The organism is Micromonospora krabiensis (assembly GCF_900091425.1).
In the GTDB taxonomy this organism is placed as follows: Bacteria; Actinomycetota; Actinomycetes; order Mycobacteriales; family Micromonosporaceae; genus Micromonospora; species Micromonospora krabiensis.
The window spans coordinates 1,640,615-1,660,510 of the sequence record NZ_LT598496.1 but is presented as its reverse complement, the minus strand read 5'-3'; the positions used below and the strand labels follow the sequence as shown (position 1 = coordinate 1,660,510).

The 19,896-nt window shown below is 73.7% G+C and carries 15 protein-coding genes; 7 read left to right on the top strand and 8 right to left on the bottom strand.

Translation table 11 applies throughout. From position 1 onward, the window contains the following. Nucleotides 1-23: 23 nt before the first annotated feature. Both GA0070620_RS07365 and GA0070620_RS07360 read left to right on the top strand, forming a co-directional pair. The gene (locus GA0070620_RS07365; RefSeq protein ID WP_091589155.1) at nucleotides 24-326 is read left to right on the top strand and encodes a GNAT family N-acetyltransferase; all 303 of its coding nucleotides are present in this window, start codon (nucleotides 24-26) and stop codon (nucleotides 324-326) included. A 45-nt stretch (nucleotides 327-371) separates the two neighbouring features. After that, the gene (locus GA0070620_RS07360; protein WP_091598272.1) at nucleotides 372-1,148 is read left to right on the top strand and encodes a nucleotidyltransferase; all 777 of its coding nucleotides are present in this window, start codon (nucleotides 372-374) and stop codon (nucleotides 1,146-1,148) included. A gap of 33 nt (nucleotides 1,149-1,181) precedes the next feature. Here GA0070620_RS07360 and GA0070620_RS07355 read toward each other — a convergent pair whose 3' ends face one another. Further along, nucleotides 1,182-3,590: a beta-galactosidase gene (locus GA0070620_RS07355; protein WP_091589154.1), complete on the bottom strand. Its 2,409-nt coding sequence runs from the start codon at nucleotides 3,588-3,590 to the stop codon at nucleotides 1,182-1,184. A gap of 119 nt (nucleotides 3,591-3,709) precedes the next feature. On the opposite strand from GA0070620_RS07355, the gene GA0070620_RS07350 reads away from it, so the two are divergent. The 5 genes from GA0070620_RS07350 to GA0070620_RS07330 are packed head-to-tail and all read left to right on the top strand — an operon-like array spanning nucleotide 3,710 to nucleotide 10,322. Beyond that, on the top strand, nucleotides 3,710-4,744 hold the full coding sequence (locus GA0070620_RS07350; protein ID WP_091589153.1) for a LacI family DNA-binding transcriptional regulator: 1,035 nt from the start codon (nucleotides 3,710-3,712) through the stop codon (nucleotides 4,742-4,744). Then, the gene (locus tag GA0070620_RS07345) at nucleotides 4,741-6,414 is read left to right on the top strand and encodes an ABC transporter substrate-binding protein (protein ID WP_091589152.1); all 1,674 of its coding nucleotides are present in this window, start codon (nucleotides 4,741-4,743) and stop codon (nucleotides 6,412-6,414) included. Before GA0070620_RS07350 ends, GA0070620_RS07345 begins: the two co-directional genes overlap by 4 nt. 60 nt (nucleotides 6,415-6,474) lie before the next feature. Further along, complete coding sequence (locus GA0070620_RS07340) at nucleotides 6,475-7,470, top strand: ABC transporter permease (RefSeq protein WP_091589151.1); 996 nt, start codon at nucleotides 6,475-6,477, stop codon at nucleotides 7,468-7,470. A gap of 31 nt (nucleotides 7,471-7,501) precedes the next feature. After that, nucleotides 7,502-8,431 (top strand): ABC transporter permease, encoded by a 930-nt coding sequence (locus GA0070620_RS07335; RefSeq protein WP_197677567.1) that lies wholly within the window; start codon nucleotides 7,502-7,504, stop codon nucleotides 8,429-8,431. A gap of 1 nt (nucleotide 8,432) precedes the next feature. Beyond that, the gene (locus tag GA0070620_RS07330; RefSeq protein ID WP_091589150.1) at nucleotides 8,433-10,322 is read left to right on the top strand and encodes an ABC transporter ATP-binding protein; all 1,890 of its coding nucleotides are present in this window, start codon (nucleotides 8,433-8,435) and stop codon (nucleotides 10,320-10,322) included. A gap of 84 nt (nucleotides 10,323-10,406) precedes the next feature. Here the strand turns inward: GA0070620_RS07330 and GA0070620_RS07325 are convergent, their stop codons facing one another. From GA0070620_RS07325 to GA0070620_RS07295, 7 genes are all read right to left on the bottom strand, one after another. After that, nucleotides 10,407-11,936: an alpha-amylase family glycosyl hydrolase gene (locus GA0070620_RS07325; protein ID WP_091589149.1), complete on the bottom strand. Its 1,530-nt coding sequence runs from the start codon at nucleotides 11,934-11,936 to the stop codon at nucleotides 10,407-10,409. Beyond that, the gene (locus GA0070620_RS07320; protein WP_091589148.1) at nucleotides 11,933-13,762 is read right to left on the bottom strand and encodes a GH39 family glycosyl hydrolase; all 1,830 of its coding nucleotides are present in this window, start codon (nucleotides 13,760-13,762) and stop codon (nucleotides 11,933-11,935) included. The genes GA0070620_RS07325 and GA0070620_RS07320 overlap by 4 nt, the downstream gene beginning before the upstream one ends. A 2-nt stretch (nucleotides 13,763-13,764) precedes the next feature. Next, on the bottom strand, nucleotides 13,765-15,621 hold the full coding sequence (locus GA0070620_RS07315; RefSeq protein ID WP_197677566.1) for a GH39 family glycosyl hydrolase: 1,857 nt from the start codon (nucleotides 15,619-15,621) through the stop codon (nucleotides 13,765-13,767). A 401-nt stretch (nucleotides 15,622-16,022) separates the two neighbouring features. Then, nucleotides 16,023-17,210, bottom strand: a complete 1,188-nt coding sequence (gene dinB / locus GA0070620_RS07310; protein ID WP_091598266.1) for a DNA polymerase IV — start codon at nucleotides 17,208-17,210, stop codon at nucleotides 16,023-16,025. Between the two features lie 70 nt (nucleotides 17,211-17,280). Further along, nucleotides 17,281-17,658 (bottom strand): hypothetical protein, encoded by a 378-nt coding sequence (locus GA0070620_RS07305; RefSeq protein WP_157741555.1) that lies wholly within the window; start codon nucleotides 17,656-17,658, stop codon nucleotides 17,281-17,283. A gap of 39 nt (nucleotides 17,659-17,697) precedes the next feature. Then, complete coding sequence (locus GA0070620_RS07300; protein ID WP_157741752.1) at nucleotides 17,698-18,267, bottom strand: GNAT family N-acetyltransferase; 570 nt, start codon at nucleotides 18,265-18,267, stop codon at nucleotides 17,698-17,700. An 18-nt stretch (nucleotides 18,268-18,285) separates the two neighbouring features. Next, nucleotides 18,286-19,860, bottom strand: coding sequence for an FMN-binding glutamate synthase family protein (locus GA0070620_RS07295; RefSeq protein WP_091589144.1), 1,575 nt, complete (start codon nucleotides 19,858-19,860; stop codon nucleotides 18,286-18,288). Nucleotides 19,861-19,896 lie beyond the last annotated feature (36 nt).

Below are 19,896 nucleotides of genomic sequence, written 5' to 3'. Positions count from 1 at the left end.
GACGGCCTGCCACACTTTCCGACATGCAGTTCACCGTGACAGACGTGCCCGAGCGGGAGCGCTTCGAGGCCCGGGACGAGTCGGGCGCGCTCGCCGGGATCGTCACCTACCAGTTGACCGGCGCGATCATCGCCTACACCCACACCGAGGTCGACCCCGAGTTCGAGGGTCGGGGCGTCGGGTCGACCCTGGCCCGGGCGGTGCTGGACGACGCGCGGGCCAAGGGCCGCACGGTGGTGCCGATCTGCCCGTTCATCGCCGGCTGGCTCGACAAGCACCCCGGGTACGAGGACATCGTGGTCCGCAGCACCCGCAAGGTGAAGTAGCACCCGCCGACCGTCGACCACCGTCGATCAGGTCGGATGGCGGGCATGGATTCGGACGTACGACGGTATCTGGCGGACCTGGTGGAGGTCGCCCGGTCGGTGCTGGGCGACAACCTGGTCGGCGCCTACGCCGCCGGCTCGGTCGGTCTCGGCGCCTACCAGCCCGGCCGCAGCGACGTCGACGTGGCGTTGCTCTGCGCCGACCCGCTGCCCACCGACGCCAAGCGTGACCTGGTCGCCGGCCTGCGGCACGAGGCGTTGCCCTGTCCGGCCCGGGGGCTGGAACTCGTCACCTACCGCCGCGCGGTCGCCGCCTCGGGCACACCGGAACCCGGCTTCGAGGTCGAGCTCAACACCGGCGCGCGGATGCCGTTCCGGGCCACCTACGCGCCGGGCGACCGACCGGCCGCCGACGGCCACTTCTGGTACGCCCTGGACCGCAGCATCCTGCACGAGCACGGCCACGCGCTGCTCGGCCCGCCGGCCGCCGAGGTCTTCGCCGACCTGGCCCCGGCCGACCTGCGCCGCCTCCTGATCGACGCGCTGAGCTGGTGGCTCGCCCTGCCCACCCCGCCCGGTGCCGAGCCGGCGCCCGGCGCCGAGGACGCCGTCCTCGGGGCCTGCCGGTCTCTCGTCCGCGTCCGCCACGGGCGGTGGCTGGCCAAGACCGACGCCGGTCGGCGCCTGCTGACGGAGGGGCACCCCGGCGCGCCGGTGATCGAACGGTCGATCGCCGCCCGGCTCGGTGGCCCGCCGCCGAGCGGCCCGCAGGCACGCGCCTTCCAGCGGCAGGTCCTCGACGCCATCAGCGGCGGGGCCTGAGCCGGCCGCCGGGGCGTCCCGCCCCGCGGCTGGTCACCCCACCGAGATCCGGACCGGCTCGCCGTCGGGCGCGCCCGGCAGGCGGACGACCGCCCGCCCGTCCGTGACCCGGACGGTGCCCCGACTCGCGGTGACCGGCCGGTCGGTGCGCAGCACCACCTCGTCGTCGCCCTGGGTCGGGCGCAGCAGCACCGTGTCGCCGTCCCGGGAGATCAGCTCGCAGGTCGTCTCGACCAGCGTGGCGGCGCCGACGGAGACGCCGAACGGCAGGATCAGCCCGGTGCGCGCGGGCACCCGCAGGCGACGGCCGGCCAGCAGCGGGACGCCCTGCCAGCCGAGCGTGACGGTGACCGCCGAGGGCGCGACGTTGATCAGGTGCAGCAGGCGCTGCCCGGCCCGGTCCACCGTGGAGGTGAGCACCAGGCCCGGGTTGTCGGCGTCCGGGGACAGCCGGGGGCGCACCCCGAGCCGCGCCATCGCCGCGCGCCAGAAGTCCAGGTCACAGGGTACGTCGGCGGCGACCACCAGGGCCCGCCCGGCGCCGACCGTGACCTCCACGGCGCACGGCTGGCCGGAGCCGACCTCGGTGAGCACCGGCTCGGCGCCCGCGCCGGCCAGCCGCTGGGCGTAGCCGACCCGGGCCTCGGCCGGGCCGGCCGCCCAGCGCTGCCCGACCACGGACGGGAAGTAGTGCGGCCCGCCCTCGACCCGGCCGGTGCCGGTGAGCCCGAGGGCGTCGGCGAGGAGCGTGCACGGGGTGCCGTCGTGGTCCCGCTCCGGCAGCACCCCGTGCAGCAGCAGGCCGCCGCCGCGCCGCAGGTGCGCGACCAGCCGTCGCTGCACGTCCCGGCCGAGCGTGGCGGCGCTGGCGAGCGCGATCACCGGCGGGGTGGTGGCCGGGTCGGCCGACGAGAGGTCGACGGCGGGGAACGAGAAGCCGGCCAGCAGCAGCGCCCGGGCCAGCACGTCGCGCGGGCCCATGCCGCGGAAGCGCTCCAGGTCGGCGACCTGCTCGGCGCGGGACGCCGAGCCCGGGTGCCGGTACTCGGTCAGGTAGTGGTCCGGCACGAAGCCGAGCGCCAGCCCGTCGTCCTCCTCGTCGGAGTCGGCCAGCAGGTCGGCGACCCCGCGGACGGCGTGCAGCGCTCGCCGGGCCGCGTCGAAGGTCGGGTTGAGTCGCCCCTCCGGGTCGACGGGGGCGGCGAAGCCGTGCCGCTCGCCGGTGAACGCGATCCGGTCGTTGCCGTCGCCGACCGGCTCGGCCAGGGGCGGGTTGTAGCCGCCGGCGAAGAGGTACAGGTTGAGCAGCCGGTTGCCCTGGGCCACGCAGAGCCGGGCCTTCAGCTCGACCGCCTCCGGTGGGTAGAGGGTGGACAGGTCCTGGCCGTAGTCGCCGTTGCCCGCCTCGAACTCCAGCGAGGTCAGCGGCTGGTCGGCATCGTGCACCGCGGCCAGGAACGCGTTGCCGACGTAGAGGTCGGCGACGTTCGTGACGGTCAGGTCGCCGAGGTAGTAGTCGGACCCGGAGGTGAGCTGCGGCTGCCCGCGGTAGGCCTCGAAGAGCTGGCTGATGCCGATCGGGAAGGTCCGGCCGCGACCGCCGCCGGTGCCGTGCACGTTGACCAGGAACGGCACGCCGGTCACGCCGTGCCGCTCGGCGGAGTCGCGCAGTGCCGCCACGTACCGCCGGTAGCGGTCCCGCATGTAGCGGCCGAGGTCGTCGTGCACGGCGAGGGAGCGCGGCTCGGCCGGTGTGCGCAGCGCCGCCGCCCAGGCCACCGGGTCGCCGGGGTCGGCGCCGATCCGGTCGGCCGCGCCGTCCTTGCCGTACCGGTCGACGGCCCAGCGCCGCAGGTCCTCGCAGAGGCCGTCGGTGAGGTCGGGGGAGTTGGTCACCCAGGAGAGCATCCCGATCTCGTTGTCCAGCTGGACGGCGATCACCGGCCCGCCCCGGTCGGCGAGCCGTTCGGCGATCACCGGCATGACCTGGGCGTACCAGCCGTCGGTGGCGGCCAGGAACTCCGGGGCCAGGTAGTCGATGGTGCGGGTCTCGACGGTTCGACCGTCCCAGGTGGTCGGCAGCAGGTGCGGGTGCTCGTCGTACACCCGGTAGGGGATGCCCTCGTTCTTGACCTCGGCCATGATGAACGGTCCGGGTCGGACCACCGCGTACAGCCCGCGCTCGTGGGCGAGGTCCAGGAACCCGGCCAGGTCCCGCTGCTCGTGGGTGCGTCCGGTGAGGTCCACGTCGCCGTTCGGCAGCTCGTGCCACAGCCAGGGCACGTAGGTCGCGACCGTGTCGCCGCCGCACTCGCGGAGCCGGTCCAGCCGGTCCGCCCACTGGGCGCGGGGCAGCCGGAAGTAGTGCACCTCCCCGGCCAGCAGCAGGCGGGGGCGGCCGTCGACGACGATCCTGCGGTCGTGGAGAAGAACTCGCGACATGCGGTCTGACTCTTCCTCTCGGCGGATCTTCAGGCGGCCCCTCTTGTGATCTCGCGGGCGCCTGCTTATGGTGCCTGAAACCGGTTTCTGTTAACCGCACGTTACGGATCGAGGGGGCCATGGGCAATAGTCGGGTCACGGTTCGGGAGATCGCCCGGCTGGCCGGCGTCTCGGTCGCCACGGTGTCCCGGGTCTCCAACGGCACCGGTCAGGTGTCCGAGGAGATGCGCCGCCGCGTCCTCGAGGCCATCGAGAAGCACGGCTACCGTCCGGACCACCTCGGGCGGGCGCTCGCGGCCCGCCGGCACGGTGCCCTCGGTCTGGTCTTCCCGGGCCTGTCCGGCCCGTACTTCACCGAGTTGATCCAGGGCTTCGAGTCGGAGGCCGTGCCGGCCCGGGCCAGCGTGCACATTCTCTGCACCCACCTGCGCGAGGACTCCGACGACCAGGTCCTGGAGATGGCCCGGCGGGTCGACGGTGTCGCCGTCATCGGCGGCACCATCTCCGAGCCGGCGCTGCTCCGGCTCGCCGAGCTGGTCCCGGTCGTCGTGCTGGCCGGCCGGGGTCCGGAGACCGTGCCCTCGGTCAGCGTCGACAACGCCCCGGCCATGACCCGCCTGACCCGGCACCTGCTCGTCGACCACGGCCTGCGCCGACTGGTCTTCGTCGGCAGCCCCGACGGATCCCCCGACGTCAGCGAACGGTGGGCCGGCTTCCTGGCGGCGCACCGGGAGTCGGGCGTCACCCCGCCCGCCGAGCCGGTCCGGGTCGCCATGCAGCAACCGGACGGCGTGCTCGCCGCCGAGCAGTTGTTCCGCGACCCGACGACCGCGCCGGACGCCGTCGTGTGCGCCAACGACGAGATCGCGCTCGGCGCTCTCGTCGGCGCCCTCGGCCGGGGCCTGCGCGTGCCGGAGGACGTCGTCATCACCGGCTTCGACGACGCGCCCATGGCCGCCCTCGTCACACCCCCGCTCACCACCGTGCGGCAGCCCGTCCGAGACCTGGCCGCGGAGGCCGCCCGGCTGATCCTCTCCGCCGTCGACGCCCCCGGCGGCCCGGCCCCCGACAGCATCGTCCTCCCCACCGAGTTCGTCGTGCGCCGCAGCTGCGGCTGCGCGACGGAACCCCCCACTGGAGGTACCGGCAAGTGAAACGATGGAAGCTCACCCGGATCGTCGCGGCAGCCGCCGCCGTCGCCCTCGCGGCCAGCGGCTGTACCGGCACCGAACAGCAGTCCGGCCCCGGCACCGACGGCCGCGTCGCCTACCTCGACTACGGCGACTTCGGCGGCGGCAGCAACCCGCAGGCCAACTACAACCCCTACCTGGACGCCAGCCGGCTCGGCGCCACCGAGTACCTCTTCGAACAGCTGGTCGCCTACGACAACTACGGCTGTCAGGCCAAGCCGTGGCTCGCCACCGAGTGGAGCTGGACCGACCCGCAGACGTTGGTCTGGAAGCTGCGCGACGGTGTCACGTGGAACGACGGCAAGCCGTTCACCGCCGACGACGTCACCTTCACGTACGACATGCTGAAGCAGCACAAGGCGCTGGACGTCAAGGGCATCTGGCGTTACCTGAGTGCCGTCGAGACGACCGACCCGCGCACCGTCACCATGCGCTTCACCCAGCCCGGCGCGGCGGCGTTCACCCTGTTCAGCGAGATCAAGATCGTCCCGAAACACGTCTGGTCCACCGTGTCCGACCCGGTGACCTTCACCAACGCCGACAAGCCGGTCGGCACCGGTCCGTTCACCGTCAAGGCGTTCAACCCCCAGCAGCTGACCCTCGGCCGCAACGCCGACTACTGGCAGGCCGACAAGGTCAAGGTCGACGAGCTGCGGTTCCACAAGGCCGACGGCGGCGGGCAGATCGACCAGCTCAAGCTCAGCCGTGGCGAGTACGACACCAACGCGATGTTCGTGCCGGACATCAAGAAGGCGTACGTCGACCGGGACCCCGAGCACAACAAGTACTGGTACCCCTCGGGTGGCTCGATCAGCGTCTACATGAACCTCACCAAGGCGCCGTTCGACGACACCGCCTTCCGCCGGGCCCTCGTGCCCGCCTTCAACCGGCAGGAGATCGTCGACAAGGCGCAGCTCGGTTACGTCAAGCCGGCCAGCCAGACCGGTCTCGTGGTGCCCGGGCAGGCGACCTGGCTGCCCCCGGACATCCCCAACCAGGGCATCGTCGCGTACGACCAGGCCAAGGCCGACGCCGACCTGACCGCCGCCGGCTACCCGCGCAACGGCGACGGCAAGCGCGCCGGCAAGGACGGCAAACCCATCGCGTTCAGCTTCCGGGTGCCCGGCTCCTGGACCGACTGGGTCCAGGCCCAACGGATCATCGTGGCCAACCTGACCGCGCTCGGCTTCACCGTCCGGGCCGAGACGCCGACCCCCGAGGCGTACGAGAACGACCGGGCGATCGGCAACTACGACATGCTGCTCGGCGTGCACGGCGGAAGCTGCAACATGTTCCGCAACTTCCAGGAGCCGCTGGCCAGCGACCAGTCCGCGCCGATCGGCAAGAAGGCGGTCAGCAACTTCGTCCGGTGGAACGACCCCCGCACCGACCAGCTGATCGACACCCTGCGCACCGCGACCGACGAGGCCGCCCAGAAGGCCGCCGTCGCCGACCTGGCCAAGGTCATGACCGACCAGGTGCCGGTCATCCCGCTCTGGTACGGCGCCAAGTGGTTCCAGTACCGCACCGCCAAGGCGACCGGTTGGCCGAACGAGGAGAACCCGTACGCCGCACCCAGCGACAACCTGCTGATCATCACGAACCTGCAGCCCGCCGGGTCGAACGCCAAGTAGCCGACGGCCGGCCGGCGCCCCGCGCCGGCCGGCCCGCCGGCGGACAAGGGATGGTTCACCATGGCCTACTTCGCCAGACGCCTCCTGTTCTTCCTCGGCACCCTCTGGGCTGCCGTCACGCTCAACTTCCTGATCCCGCGCCTGCAACCCGGTGACCCGGCCGAGGCGATCGTGTCCCGGCTCGCCGGGCAGAGCGAGAGCATCGACCCCGCCCAGCTCCAGGCCATCCGGATCATGCTGGGCACCCCCGACGGCAACCTCTTCGAGCAGTACGTGCAGTACCTGGGCGCGGTGCTGCACGGCGACTTCGGGGTGTCGTACACCTACTTCCCGTACAGCGTCACCCACATGATCGGGCAGGCGCTGCCGTGGACGGTGATCCTGGTCGGCGTCACCCAGATCATCTCCTTCGTCGTGGGCACGCTGCTCGGCACCTGGGCCGCGTACCGCCGCAACACCCGCGTCGACTCGGTCATCACGCTCGGGTCGACGTTCCTCGGCACGCTGCCGTTCTTCTGGATCGCGCTGCTGCTCATCTACGTCTTCGCGATCACCCTGCGCTGGTTCCCCGAGCGCGGCGGGTACGGCGGTGGCAGCTCACCGGGGTGGAGCTGGATCTTCATCTCCGACGCCTTCCAGCACAGCGTCCTGCCCGCGGTGGCGCTGCTGATCACCGGCCCCATCGGCTGGATCATCGGCATGCGCAACAACATGGTGCAGAGCCTCGGCGAGGACCACACCCGGCTCGCCGTCGCCCGAGGCCTGCCCCGACGCCGCATCGCCATCACCTACGGCGCGCGCATCGCCATCCTGCCCAACGTCACCGGCTTCGCCATCGCGCTGGGCAGCATCCTGGGCGGCACCGTACTGGTCGAGACGGTCTTCAACTATCCCGGCCTGGGCCGGCTGCTGCTGGAGTCGGTGTCCAGCCGCGACTATCCGCTGATGCAGGCGCTCTTCCTGTTCACCACGATCGGCGTGCTGGTGGCGAACTTCCTCGCCGACCTCCTGTACGGCTTCCTCGACCCCCGGGTGCGAAAGGTGGAGTCGGTATGAGCAACGACCACGACGAGCGGGGTGAGTCGAGGTGAGCACCCCCGCGCCCGCGGTGCCGGCGCCGGGCACCGACACCGAGGGCGTCCAGGCGGCGGCCCGTGAGATCGCCCGGGGCCGCCGGTTACCCGGCTGGTTCGTCATCCTGTGGCGCAACGGCAAGTGCCGAACCGGTCTGCTGATGCTCGCCGCGTTCATCCTGGTCGCCGCGTTCTCGTCGCTGATCGCGCCGTACGACCCGCGCGACGACGCCTTCCCGACCTCGCTCGGACCGACCGGCAGCCACTGGCTCGGCACGACCGCGCAGGGCGAGGACGTCTTCTCCCAGTTGATCGTCGGCGCCCGCACCTCGCTCGTCGTCGGTCTCGCCGCCGGCGTCCTCTCCACCCTGATCGGCCTGGTCATCGGGCTGACCGCGGGCTACCTGCGGGGCTGGGTCGACGAGGTGCTGTCGTTCCTGATCAACCTCGGTCTGGTCGTTCCGGCGCTGCCCTTGATGGTGACCCTGGCCGCGTACGCCCCGGTCCGCGGACTCTGGCTGATCATCATCGTGATCAGCGTGACCGGCTGGGCGTACGGTGCCCGGATCAAGCGAGCGCAGATCATCACCCTGCGCACCCGCGACTACATCACCGCGGCCCGGTTCGCCGGCGACGGCACCGCACGGATCATCGCCCGCGAGATCGTGCCGAACATGACCTCGCTGATCGTGGTCGGGTTCATGGGTGCCGCCCTCGGCGCCATCGGCGGCGAGGCGGGTCTGGCCTTCCTCGGGCTCGGCGACCCGCAGACCGTCAGCTGGGGCACCATGCTCAACCAGGCCAGCCTCGGCGGCGCGCTGCTCACCGGCCAGTGGGCCTGGCTGATCGCCCCCGGCCTGGCGCTCTCCCTGCTGATCACCTCGTTCACGCTCATCAACTTCGGTATCGACGCGTTGAGCAACCCCCACCTGCGGGAGGACTGAGATGACCCTGCTCGAGGTGGACGACCTCTGCGTCACGTACACCCCGCACGACCAGCCGCCGACGCGGGCCGTGCACGACGTCTCGTTCCGCGTCGACGACGGCGAGTTCGTGGGTCTGCTCGGCGAGTCCGGCTGCGGCAAGTCGACCCTCGGCAACGCGGTGCTGCGCCTGCTCTCCCCGCCGGCGCGCATCACCGGCGGCCGGGTCACCTTCGACGGTGTGGACCTGACCGCCGCCGGCGAGGAGCAGCTGCGTCGACTCCGCTGGGTCGACCTCTCCACCGTCTTCCAGAGCAGCATGAACTCCCTCAACCCGGTGATCCGGGTGCAGGCGCAGTTCGCCGACACCTTCGCCGCGCACGACGTGCCCGGCGACGTGACCGAGCGGGCCACCGAACTGCTCGACCTCGTGGCCCTGGACCGGCGGGTGCTGCGGGCGTACCCGCACGAGCTCTCCGGCGGCATGAAACAGCGGGTCGCGCTGGCCCTCGCCCTCGCCCTGCGCCCCAAGCTGGTGCTGCTCGACGAGCCGACCACCGGCCTCGACGTCGTGGTGCAGCGGAGCATCCTCACCCGCCTCGCCGAGCTGCGTCGCGACCTCGGCTTCGCCGTGCTGTTCATCAGCCACGACCTCGGCACCGTGCTCGACATGGCCGACCGGGTGATGGTGATGTACGGCGGCGAGATCGTCGAGGACCGTCCGGCCGCCGACCTGCTGCGCGAGCCCCGCCACCCGTACACCCGGGGTCTGCTCGGCTCGTACGCCGACCCGCGCCTGCCCGACGTCCGGGTCAGCTACATCCCGGGCCGGCCGCCGGACCTGTCCCGGACGCACACCGGATGCCTCTTCGCCCCGCGCTGCCCGCACGTGGAGGAGGCGTGTCGGAAGGTGCACCCGCAGCTGCTGCCGGACCACGGCGGGCTGGCCCGCTGCCTGGTCGCCCAGGAGGGCCGACTGCCGGTGGTCACCCTCGGCGCCGCCGAGGCCACGGCCGGCCTCGGCAGCCACTTCCCGGCGACCGCCACGCCCGAGCCGCACGTCGCGTCTCCCGACGTCGCGGCGGTGCTGACCGTCGACCGGGTGAGCAAGCGCTACACCACCCGGCGAGGACTGCGGACCAGCACCCTCGACGCGGTCCGGGACGTCTCCTTCGAGCTGCGGCCCGGCGCGGTCACCGCGCTGGTCGGGCAGAGCGGCAGCGGGAAGTCGACGCTCGCCCGGATCGTCACCGGCGTGGAACGGCCGAGCGCCGGCGAGGTCCGGTTCACCGGCGGCGCCGGCGCGGACGTCCGGGTCGACCGCCTGCGCGGTCGGGCCCTGCGCGAGTACAGGCGGCACGTGCAGATGGTCTTCCAGGACCCGTTCAGCGCGCTGAACCCGACCCGCACCGTCGCGTACGCGCTCTCCCGCCCGCTGGCCAACTTCGCCGGCCTGCGCGGCGACGCCGCCCGCGAACGCGCCGCCGAACTGCTGGAGAGCGTGGGGCTCGCCCCGGCCGGGCAGTTCCTCGACAAGCTGCCGCACCAGCTCTCCGGCGGGCAGCGGCAGCGCGTGGTGACGGCCCGGGCCCTCGCGCCCGAGCCGCGCGTGCTGATCGCCGACGAGCCGATCTCCATGCTGGACGTGTCCATCCGCGCCGAGATCCTGGAGCTGCTCGGCGAGCTGGTCCGCGGCCGGCGGCTGGCGATGCTCTACATCACCCACGACCTGCTCAGCGCCCGACTGCTCGCCGACGAGGTGCTGGTGCTCAACCAGGGCGTGCTGGTGGAGCGTGGCTCGACCCGCGACGTGATCGGGTCGGCCCGGGACGACTACACCCGACTGCTGCTCGACTCGATCCCGAACCCGTTCGCGAAGGCCGCCGACCGGGGGTCCCCGTCCGCCGCCTGACACCGACCGCCCGGCCGGCCCGCACCCACCCGGGAGGGTCGGCCGGGCCGGCGCGGGTCGGCCGGGCGCCCGCCGGAGCGCCGGTCAGACCAGCCAGGCGGTCGCGTGGGCGGGCAGCTTGCCGTCGGCCGGGGTGCTCGCCAGCAACATCCGGTCGCCGTACGGACGCCAGTCGACGGGCGCGTCACCGAGGTTCACCAGGCACGTCGGTCCGTCCGGACCGCGTCGGAAGGCGAGGCACCGGTCCGGCGCGTCCCGCCAGGTCAACTCCGCCGGTCGACCCCGCCACCAGGTGCCGCGCAGCGGTAGCGCCGCCCGGGTCAACGCCAGCGGCGAGGTGCGGTCGTGGCGTTGCCGGGCCACCGAGTGGGCTCCCCAACCGGCGGGCTGCGGCAGCCAGGGCGTCGACCCGGCCGGACCGAAGCCGTACGGCGGCCCGCCCTCCGTCCACGGCAGCGGCACCCGGGCGCCGTCGCGTCCCCGGTCCGTGCCGCCGGAGCGCCGGTACACCGGGTCCCGGATGGCGTCGTCGGCCAGCGCCACCTCGGGCACGCCGAGCTCGTCCCCGGCGTACAGGTAGACCGCGCCGGGCAGCGCCAGCATCAGCAGCAGCACCGCCCGCGCGCCCCCTGGCCCCCAGCGCGCGACCGCCCGGCGTACGTCGTGGCTGCCGTGCACCCACGTCGGCAACCGGCCGTGCCGGGTGGTCGCGGCGAGCAGCGCCTCGACGCCGTCCCGCCACGGCCGCGCCCGCAGCGGCCAGTAGAGCGGGTCCATCGCGAAGGCCTGGCCCAGCTCGTCCGGACGCAGGTAGGGCGCGAGCACCCCCGGTGGGCCCCAGGTCTCCGCGACCCCGAGCCGGTCACCCGGGTACGACGCCAACTCCCGTGCCCACCGCCGGTAGATGTGGTGCACCTCGTCGCGATCGCTGTAGGGCGCCGGGTCGCCGGGCTGCCAGCCGTCCGGCAGGTCCGGGTAGGCGGGGTCCTTCGACAGCGAACCGGCGGCGTCGAACCGGATCCCGTCCACCCCGCGGTCCAGCCAGAACCGCAGCGTGGCCAGCGCGTCGGCGGCCACCTCCGGGTGCTCGTGGCGCAGGTCGGGCTGCTCGGCGTCGAACAGGTGCAGATACCAGTCGCCGTCGCCGAACGGCGCCCACGCCGGGCCGCCGAAGATCGACGGCCAGTTGTTCGGCGGATCCACGCCGGCCGGGCCGCGCCCGGGGCGGACGTGGAACCGGCCGCGCTCCGGCGAGCCGGGGCCGGCGGCCCGGGCGGCGACGAACCACGGATGCGCCGAGGAGACGTGGTTGAGCACCAGGTCGACGAGCACCCGCAGGCCGAGCCGGTGCACGTCGGCGACCAGCCGGTCCACGTCGTCCAGCGTGCCCAGCCGGGGATCGACGTTCCGGTGGTCCACCACGTCGTAGCCCGTGTCGTGGTCGGGACTGGGGTAGAACGGGGTCACCCAGACCGCGTCCACGCCGAGGGCGGCGAGGTAGGGCAGCCGCGACCGCAGCCCGGGCAGGTCACCGAGGCCGTCGCCGTCCGCGTCGGCGAAGGAGCGCAGGTACACCTCGTAGGTGACGGCCTCGCGCCACCACGGTCCGGTCATCGCGGGGTCAGCTCCACCAACGACACCGACGGCATGGGCAGGGTCAGCGGCAGCACCAACCGCCCGTCGGCGGGGGTGACGATCGTCGGTGGTGCCGCGTCGGCGAGGTGGTCCGCGGCGCGCAGCCCCGCCCACTGCTCGCCCGTCGGCCAGCCGTGGACGCCGAGCCGGCGGGCGGTGGCGGCCAGGTTCGACGTCTCCTCGTCGAGCCGGCGGTGTCGCACCTCGTACGTCCCGGCGCCCAGCCCGCCGACCCGCAAACGGACGGAGCGATCCAGTCGGGCCCGCTGCGCCGACCGGGCCAGGACCCCCTGGTCGAGGGTGCCGTTCCACAGCACCACGGCGACCCGGCCGGTGTCCGGGTCCACCGACGGCCAGGCGCGCACCAGCGTCCCGGCGCCGTCACCGTCGAGGCGGGCGGCCAGTTCGACCGGCCCGAGCCGCTCCAGCATCCACAGTGCCCAGTACCGGGGTTTGGCGAGGTTGCCGACGGACAGCAGTCCGAAGCCGCCGTGCAGCAGCGCCGGCGGACGGCCCAGCTCCTCGAAGTGGTCGCTCGCGACCCAGCAGGCCAGCGCCGCCACCCGGCCGGCCGCCTCCCGCATGCCGGTCGCCACGAAAGCCGCCGACAGCACCGAGTCGTTGACCGGCGCGAAGTGGGTGGGGGAGGGACCCCACTCGGTCCACCGCAGCGGGGTGCCGGCCCGGTCGTGCCGGGCCAGCGCCGGCCGCAGGTCGAGCGGAGGGCTGCCGTAGACGTGGGTGGAGAGGAAGTCCAGCGGGGCGCCGGACACGTCGACGTGGTCGAGGAACGGTTCGATCCACCGGGTCGCGGCGGTGGCCGGCCCACCGACGGGCAGTCCGGGACAGGCGGCGCGGACGGCCCGGGCGGTCACGTCGTACATCCGCAGGTAGTCCTCGCGGCTGCCGGTCCAGAAGCAGTCCAGGTCCGGCTCGTTCCACACCTCGACCGCCCAGCGCCGCAGCTCGTCGTCGCCGACCCGGGCCCGCAGGTGCCGGACCAGGTCACCGACGAGCGCGCCCCACCGGTCCCAGTCGCGCGGCGGACTGGACACGCCGGCCGCGGTGACCTCCCGGGACGGGTCGCGGGCCAGCGCGCGGGGGACGAACGACAGCTCCAGCACGGGCCGTAGACCGGTCGGGGCGAGCACGTCGAGCACCGCGTCGATGCCGGTGAAGTCGTGCACCGGACGGCCCTCGACCTCCCGGTAGACGCCCAGGTCGTCGCCGAGGAGCCCGTGCGCGCGGACCCGCTCGACGCCGAGCTCCCGGTGCACCCGGCTGAGCGCGGCGGCCAGGCCGGCGCCCATCGGCTCGCCGCCCACCCGGTCGGCGCTGAGCAGCAGACTCAGGTGCTCGGAGCCGACCATGTCCCGCCACGGCCGGTGCACCGGCCCGACCGGCCGGCCCGCGTCCACGTCCACGTCGACCCGCGCGGCGCCGTCGGCCCGCGCGGCGACCGGCGCCGACGCCGGCCCGAGCGGGCCGGCGTCGGGACGGTCCGGGTCGTGCACCGGCCGCACCGCGTACCGCACGGTCCGTCCGGGTTCCACGCTGGTGTCGGCGTACGGTGGGCCGGGCACCGCGAGTAGGTCGCCGCCCCCGTGGTCCACCACGTGGAACGGGCCGCCGCCGTCGGACCGGTGCACCAGGTAACCGGCCGCGCCGGGCAGCGGATCCCAGTCGATGTCGACCTGCCCACGTCCGACCCGCACCCGGATGTCGTCGGGATGCGCCGCCGGCTCCACCTCGGTCGGTGCGGCGTCGGCGCCCGACGCCGGAGAGGGGAAGGGGGTGGGTGACACGGTCAGCTCCCGGCCACCTCGACGAGCACCGCGCCCGGCTGCGGCAGGTGCAGCTCCACCACGGCGGCCCCGCCCTCGGTGGCGGTCTCCACCTTCTCCGCCACCAGCGAGTCGACGGCGCGGAGCGCGTCCCACTGCACCCCGACCGGCCACTCGGTGACGCCGAGCCGCTCGGCCAGCGTGGTGATGTCACCGTGCTCCCGGTCGAGCCGGGTCAGCGTCACGGTCCGGCCGGCCGCGCCGTCGACGGTGAGCCGGATCCGCCGGGCCAGGGCGGGGTCGCCGTCTCGCTTGGACTGGTCGAGGGTGGCGGCCCACACCAGGATGGCCAGGCTGCCGTCCGCCCGTCGGCTGGCCCAGGTCTGCACCAGCCCGTCGGCGCCGTCCCCGGCGGCCCGCACCGGCAGCTCGGTCTCCCCGAGCTGGCTGAGCAGCCGCAGCGCGTGGTAGCGCGGCTTGGCGATCCCTCCGACGGTGATCAGGCCGAAGCCGCCGTGCAGCAGCCGCGGCGGCCGGCCCAACTCCTCGAAGTGGTCGCTCGCCACCCAGTAGGACAGCGCGTCCACCCGGCCGGCGGCCGAGCGCATGCCGGTGAGCAGGAAGGTGGCCGCGGAGGTGCCGTCGTTGACGGGGTGGAAGTGGGTGGGGGTGACGCCCCACTCGGTCCACAGGATCCGGGCGTCCGGGAACCCGAACCGAGCCAGGGTGGGCCGCAGGTCCAGCGGCGGGCTGCCGTACGTGTGCGTGGAGACGAAGTCGACCGGCGAGCCGGAGCGGCGGGCGTGGGCGAGCAGCGCGTCGACCCAGCCGGCGGCGGCCGAGGACGGCCCACCGACCGGGATGCGCGGGTCGACGTCCTTGACCGCCCGGGCGGTGACGTCGTACAGCCGCATCCACTCGTCGCGGGTGCCCGACCAGAACACCTCCAGGTTGGCCTCGTTCCACACCTCGAAGTCCCAGGTGAGGACCTCCTCGCCGTACCGGTCGAGCAGGTGCGCGACCAGGGCGCGGACCAGCCCCGCCCAGCGGTCCCAGTCCTTCGGCGGGGAGATGACACCCCGGTACTGGAAGACGGTGCGCTCCGGGTCGCTGGCGAGGTCCCGGGGCATGAACCCGATCTCGACCACCGGCCGGAGCCCGGTGGAGAGCAGCAGGTCGTAGACGCGGTCGACGCCGGTGAAGTCGATGACCGGCTCGCCGGCCACCTCCCGGTAGACGCCCAGGTCGTCGTGGAGGATCGAGTGGGCACGGACGGTCTCGACCCCGACCTCGTCGCGCACGCGGCGCAACGCGGCGAGCAGTTCGACGCCGATCTCCCGGCCGCCGGAGGTTTCCGTGCAGAGCAGTTGGGAGAGTCGCTCGCTGCCGATCATCGGCTGCCACGGTCGGGCCAGGGGAGCGCCGACCGCCGCCGCGTCGACGTGCAGCGCGACCGTCGGCGGGGCACCGGAGGCGGGCAGCGACGCGCAGCTCACCGGCGGGCCGAGCGGGCCGGTGACGGTGACCTCGGGAACGGCGGCCACGGCGTACGCGTACGGCCGGGCCGGCTCGCCGGTCGTGTCGACGTACCAGGTGTCGGGGACGGAGAGCACGTCACCGCCGAGGTGGTCGACCGGGGTCAGCTCGCCCTCGGGGTGGCCGCCGCGAATCGGTGCCCGGTGCACCAGGTATCCCACCGCACCGGGCACCGGGGACCAGGTGAGGCGGACGTGACCGACTCCGGCGACCGCCGTCAGCTCACCGGGCGGAGTGAGGACCGGGGTGGCGTCCGTCGTGCCGTCCTCGTCGCTGCGCAAGGCGATCCGCGCCTCCCAGTCGGATCGGGCGTCGGCCGGCTGGTGGTCGCTGGTGCTCGTCACCGGGGCACCTCCTGGTGTGTCGAGTGGTCCGGTCCGAGCACTGTAACCGGTTTCTGCGTCGGTGGCGCCCCCGCGATCGCCGCTTTTTCCGACGCGGCGGTCCGCTCGGCCGGCTGCCCCGTCCGCCGGTGGGTCGTCTGGTCGCCTCGGCCGGCCGTCGGCACAACACCACTGCGGAACCTTTGGAGCTGAGTCGCCTGCGACATCGGGGCATGACTCGTTTACGACATCAGCTCCAGAGCATCCGGTCTGGAGCATCCGGCCCAGAGCACTTCCGGCCCCGTGCTCCGCCGTCCCGGGTCTTTCGGTCCTGACGCCGAGACCGGGCCGCCCGACCGCGCCCGGAATGCTCCACTCCGGATGGCCGACACCGGCTCGTTGATGTCGGATGACCGGTCGGGTCAGTCGGGCAGGAGCGGCATCTCCGGCCCGGTCTCGCGGCCGAGCAGCACCGCGCGGGTGAGTGAGTCCGAGCCGAACCGGTCCCGTACCGCGTCGACGGCCGCGTCGAGGTCGGCGCCCGGGTCGCGGTCGAACGGCAGCGGCGGCTGCACCGGGTTGTCGTCCAGGTTGCCGAGCGCGACGCCGACCAGCGTGACGCCCCGCCGCTCGATCTCCGGCAGCGCGGCCCGTAGCAGGGCCCGGACGCCGTCGAGCACGATCCGGGTGTCGTCGGTCGCCTTCGGCAGGGTGCGTGACCGGGTGGCCCGGGTGTAGTCGGCGAAGCGCAGCCGCAGCACGATCGTCCGTCCGCCGCGGCCGGCCCGGCGCATCCGTCGGGTGACCCGGTCGACCAGGCCGGCGAGGATGGCGTCGAGTTCGTCCGGGGGGTGCGGCCCCCCGCCCAGCGCGTGCTGCGCGCCCATCGACCCGCGTCGCCGCCCCACCTGCACCGGGCGGGGGTCGCGGTTGTGTGCGAGGGCGTGCAGGTGCCGCCCGGCGCCCGCGCCGAGCAGCGAGACGAGCGCCGCCTCGCCCAGTCGGGCCACCTCGCCGACCGTACGGATCCGCCGTTCCCGCAGTTTGGCCGCGGTCACCGGGCCGACGCCCCACAGCCGCTCCACCGGCAGCGGGTGCAGGAACGCCTGTTCGCCGTCGGGCGGGACGACCAGCAGACCGTCGGGTTTCGCCACCCCGCTGGCCACCTTGGCGAGGAACTTGGTCCGGGCGACACCGACCGTGATGGGCAGGCCGACCTCGTCACGGATCTCCCGGCGCAGCGTGGTCGCGATGTCGGCGGGCGGTCCGACCAGTCGCCGCAGCCCGCCCACGTCGAGGAACGCCTCGTCGACGGAGAGCCCCTCCACCAGCGGGGTGGTCCGCCGGAAGATCTCGAACACGGCCCGGCTGGCCGCCGTGTACGCGGACATGCGGGGCGGCACCACGATCGCGTCGGGGCAGAGGCGGCGGGCCTGCCGGCCGCCCATCGCGCTGCGGACGCCCCGCGCCTTCGCCTCGTAGCTCGCCGCCAGCACCACTCCGCCGCCCACGATGACGGGCCGGCCGCGCAGGCGCGGGTCGTCCCGCTGCTCGACCGACGCGTAGAACGCGTCCAGGTCGGCGTGCAGGATGTGGGCCCCGGTCGACACGAACACATGTTCGCACGGCGGGTCGGCTCGGCGGCGCTGACCTGCCCGGACGCGCCCGCGATCCGGCCGGTCAGGCGATGCGCGGCAGCGGCACGATCGGCAGCCGCCGACGGTGGGCCGCCCCCTCCTGCGCGTCGCTTCCGCCGGCGGGCCGAGGGACCGCGGCCCGCCGGACGACCGGCGACCGGGGGTCGGTGCGATCCGGGACGGCGGCGGTGGGCGGCGCGCCCGCCGTCGGGGCTGCGCCGGTGGTCTCGGTGAGCAGGGCCAACAGCCGTGGCACGTCCCCCGTGGCCAACCGGAACGATCCCCGGCACACCGGGCCGCTCCACAGGGACAGCACCACGGCGCCCCGATCGGGGTGGTAGCTGACCCGCATCATCCGGTCCTCGCCCCGCACGTCGGCGAACAGGTCACCGAAGCTGGGGATCGGCAGCACCTCTCCCATGGCAACCAGAATGCAACAGTCCGGTCGCGGTGGGAATGGTCAGAGTCCGCGAAAGGGCTTCGCGTACGCGAACTCGCCCCGGATCGCCGCGTCCCACGCGGCGAGCCGACGGGCCATGAAGTAGCGCGGTCCCCACGCGGCGACGGGCGGGGTGACGCCGAGGTCGACGGCGGGGCCGAACCCGAAGCGCGGGTAGTACTCGGGGTGCCCGAGCAGCACCACCAGCGGCTCGTCGCGGGCGTCGGCGGCGGCGAGCACGGCGTGCATCAGCGCCGAGCCGACGCCACGCCGCTGCCACCGCGGGTGTACGCCGAGCGGCCCGAGCCCCAGCGCGACCGGTTCGTCGGCGACCCAGGCCCGGGTGCACACCACGTGCCCCACCACCTGTCCGTCCGCGTCGGTCGCCACCAGCGACAGCGCGGGCAGCCAGGCGTCGTCGGCGCGCAGCGCGTCGACCAGGGTGGCCTCGACGGGCACGGTGTCCGGCGCGTCGGGCTTGGCGAAGGCGGCGCTGTGCACCGCACGTACGGCGTCCACGTCGGCGGGTGTCTCACGTCGGATCAGCATCGGCCCACGATAGGGATCGCCGGCCGCCCGGCGCCGCCGAATATCCCCGTGCCGCCGGCCTCACGCCGTCGCGGTCGGTGACGGCGGTGCGCTGCCGCCCTGGGGTGCCTCGCCGGTCATCAGGCGGAGGATCTCCGCGCGGTCCGCCGCCGACGGGAGGCCCCAGTCGGGTCGGTAGCCGTACACCTCGTGCAGTGGGGTGGAGCCGGTGCGGCCGTCGAGGATCTCCACGGCGTCGGTGTCGATCAGCCCGGGGTGTTCGACGCCGCACGCCTCGGCCACCTTCATCAGGTCTCGGCGCAGCGTCTTCACATAGTTGGCGACCCGCACCGACTTCAGGGTCGGGTCCAGGCCCCGAGCCAGCCACGGGTTCTGCGTGGCGACGCCGGTCGGGCAGGTGTCGGTGTGGCACTTCTGGGCCTGGATGCAACCGATCGCCAGCATGGCCTCCCGCCCCACGTTGACCATGTCGCAGCCCAGCGCGAACGCCACCACGGCGTTGTCCGGCAGGCCGAGCTTGCCCGATCCCACGAAGACCACCTGCTCGTGCAGGCCCTGGTCGGCGAAGAGCTGGTAGATCCGGGTAAAGCCCTGCTGGAAGGGAAGCGAGACCGAGTCGGTGAAGATCAGGGGTGCGGCGCCGGTGCCGCCCTCACCGCCGTCCACCGTGACGAAGTCGACGCCACGGCCGGTGTCGCGCATCAGCCCGGTCAGCTCCTGCCAGAAGCCGAGGTCGCCCACCGCCGACTTGATGCCGACCGGCAGCCCGGTCTCGGCGGCCAGCAGCTCCACCCAGTCCAGCAGGCTGTCGCAGTCGGCGAACTCGGCGTGCCGCGACGGGCTGACGCAGTCCCGTCCCTCGGCGATGCCGCGGGTGGCGGCGATCTCGGCGGACACCTTCGCGGCGGGCAGCAGGCCGCCGAGGCTCGGCTTGGCGCCCTGGCTGAGCTTGATCTCCAGGGCCCGTACCGGCGCGCCGGCCACCAGGTCCTTGAGCCGAGACAGACTGAACCGGCCCCGCTCGTCCCGGCAGCCGAAGTACGCGGTGCCGATCTGGAAGACCAGCTCGCCGCCGTTGCGGTGGTACGGGGACAGTCCGCCCTCGCCGGTGTTCTGTAGGCAGCCGGCGAGCGCGGCGCCCCGGTTCAGGGCGGTGACCGCGTTGCCGGAGAGCGAGCCGAAGCTCATGCCGGAGATGTTGACCACGGACGACGGGCGGAAGGCGCCCGCCCGGCCGCGGGCCGCGCCGAGCACCTTGGCGCAGGGCAGCCGCACCTCCTGCCCGGCCTCCGGGGCCGACGGGGGGACCGCCCGGCCGAACGTGCGGTGCTTGATGATCGGGTAGCCGGGGGTGTACTCGATGTCGTTGTCCGTGCCGAAGCCGAAGTAGTTGTTCTGCTGTTTCGCCGACGCGTAGACCCAGCGGCGCTGGTCCCGGGTGAACGGCCGCTCCTCGTTGTTGCCGGCCACGATGTACTGCCGCAGCTCCGGCCCGATCGCCTCCAGCAGGTAGCGGGCCCGGCCGAGGACCGGGAAGTTGCGCAGCAGCGCGTGGTCGCGCTGGATCAGGTCGCGCGCGGCGAGGGCCGCGACGGCGGCCACCGCCGCGGGTACGGCTCGACGTGCCCATGTCATGCCGGCACTCTTTCCGGGATCGCCGTCCGGCAAACG

Excerpts from the sequence above, each read along its gene's own strand:
- GA0070620_RS07365 (WP_091589155.1), top strand. The coding sequence starts at position 24 with ATGCAGTTCACCGTGACAGACGTGCCCGAGCGGGAGCGCTTCGAGGCC.
- GA0070620_RS07360 (WP_091598272.1), top strand. The coding sequence starts at position 372 with ATGGATTCGGACGTACGACGGTATCTGGCGGACCTGGTGGAGGTCGCC.
- GA0070620_RS07355 (WP_091589154.1), bottom strand. The coding sequence starts at position 3,590 with ATGTCGCGAGTTCTTCTCCACGACCGCAGGATCGTCGTCGACGGCCGC.
- GA0070620_RS07350 (WP_091589153.1), top strand. The coding sequence starts at position 3,710 with ATGGGCAATAGTCGGGTCACGGTTCGGGAGATCGCCCGGCTGGCCGGC.
- GA0070620_RS07340 (WP_091589151.1), top strand. The coding sequence starts at position 6,475 with ATGGCCTACTTCGCCAGACGCCTCCTGTTCTTCCTCGGCACCCTCTGG.
- GA0070620_RS07330 (WP_091589150.1), top strand. The coding sequence starts at position 8,433 with ATGACCCTGCTCGAGGTGGACGACCTCTGCGTCACGTACACCCCGCAC.
- GA0070620_RS07325 (WP_091589149.1), bottom strand. The coding sequence starts at position 11,936 with ATGACCGGACCGTGGTGGCGCGAGGCCGTCACCTACGAGGTGTACCTG.
- GA0070620_RS07305 (WP_157741555.1), bottom strand. The coding sequence starts at position 17,658 with ATGGGAGAGGTGCTGCCGATCCCCAGCTTCGGTGACCTGTTCGCCGAC.
- GA0070620_RS07295 (WP_091589144.1), bottom strand. The coding sequence starts at position 19,860 with ATGACATGGGCACGTCGAGCCGTACCCGCGGCGGTGGCCGCCGTCGCG.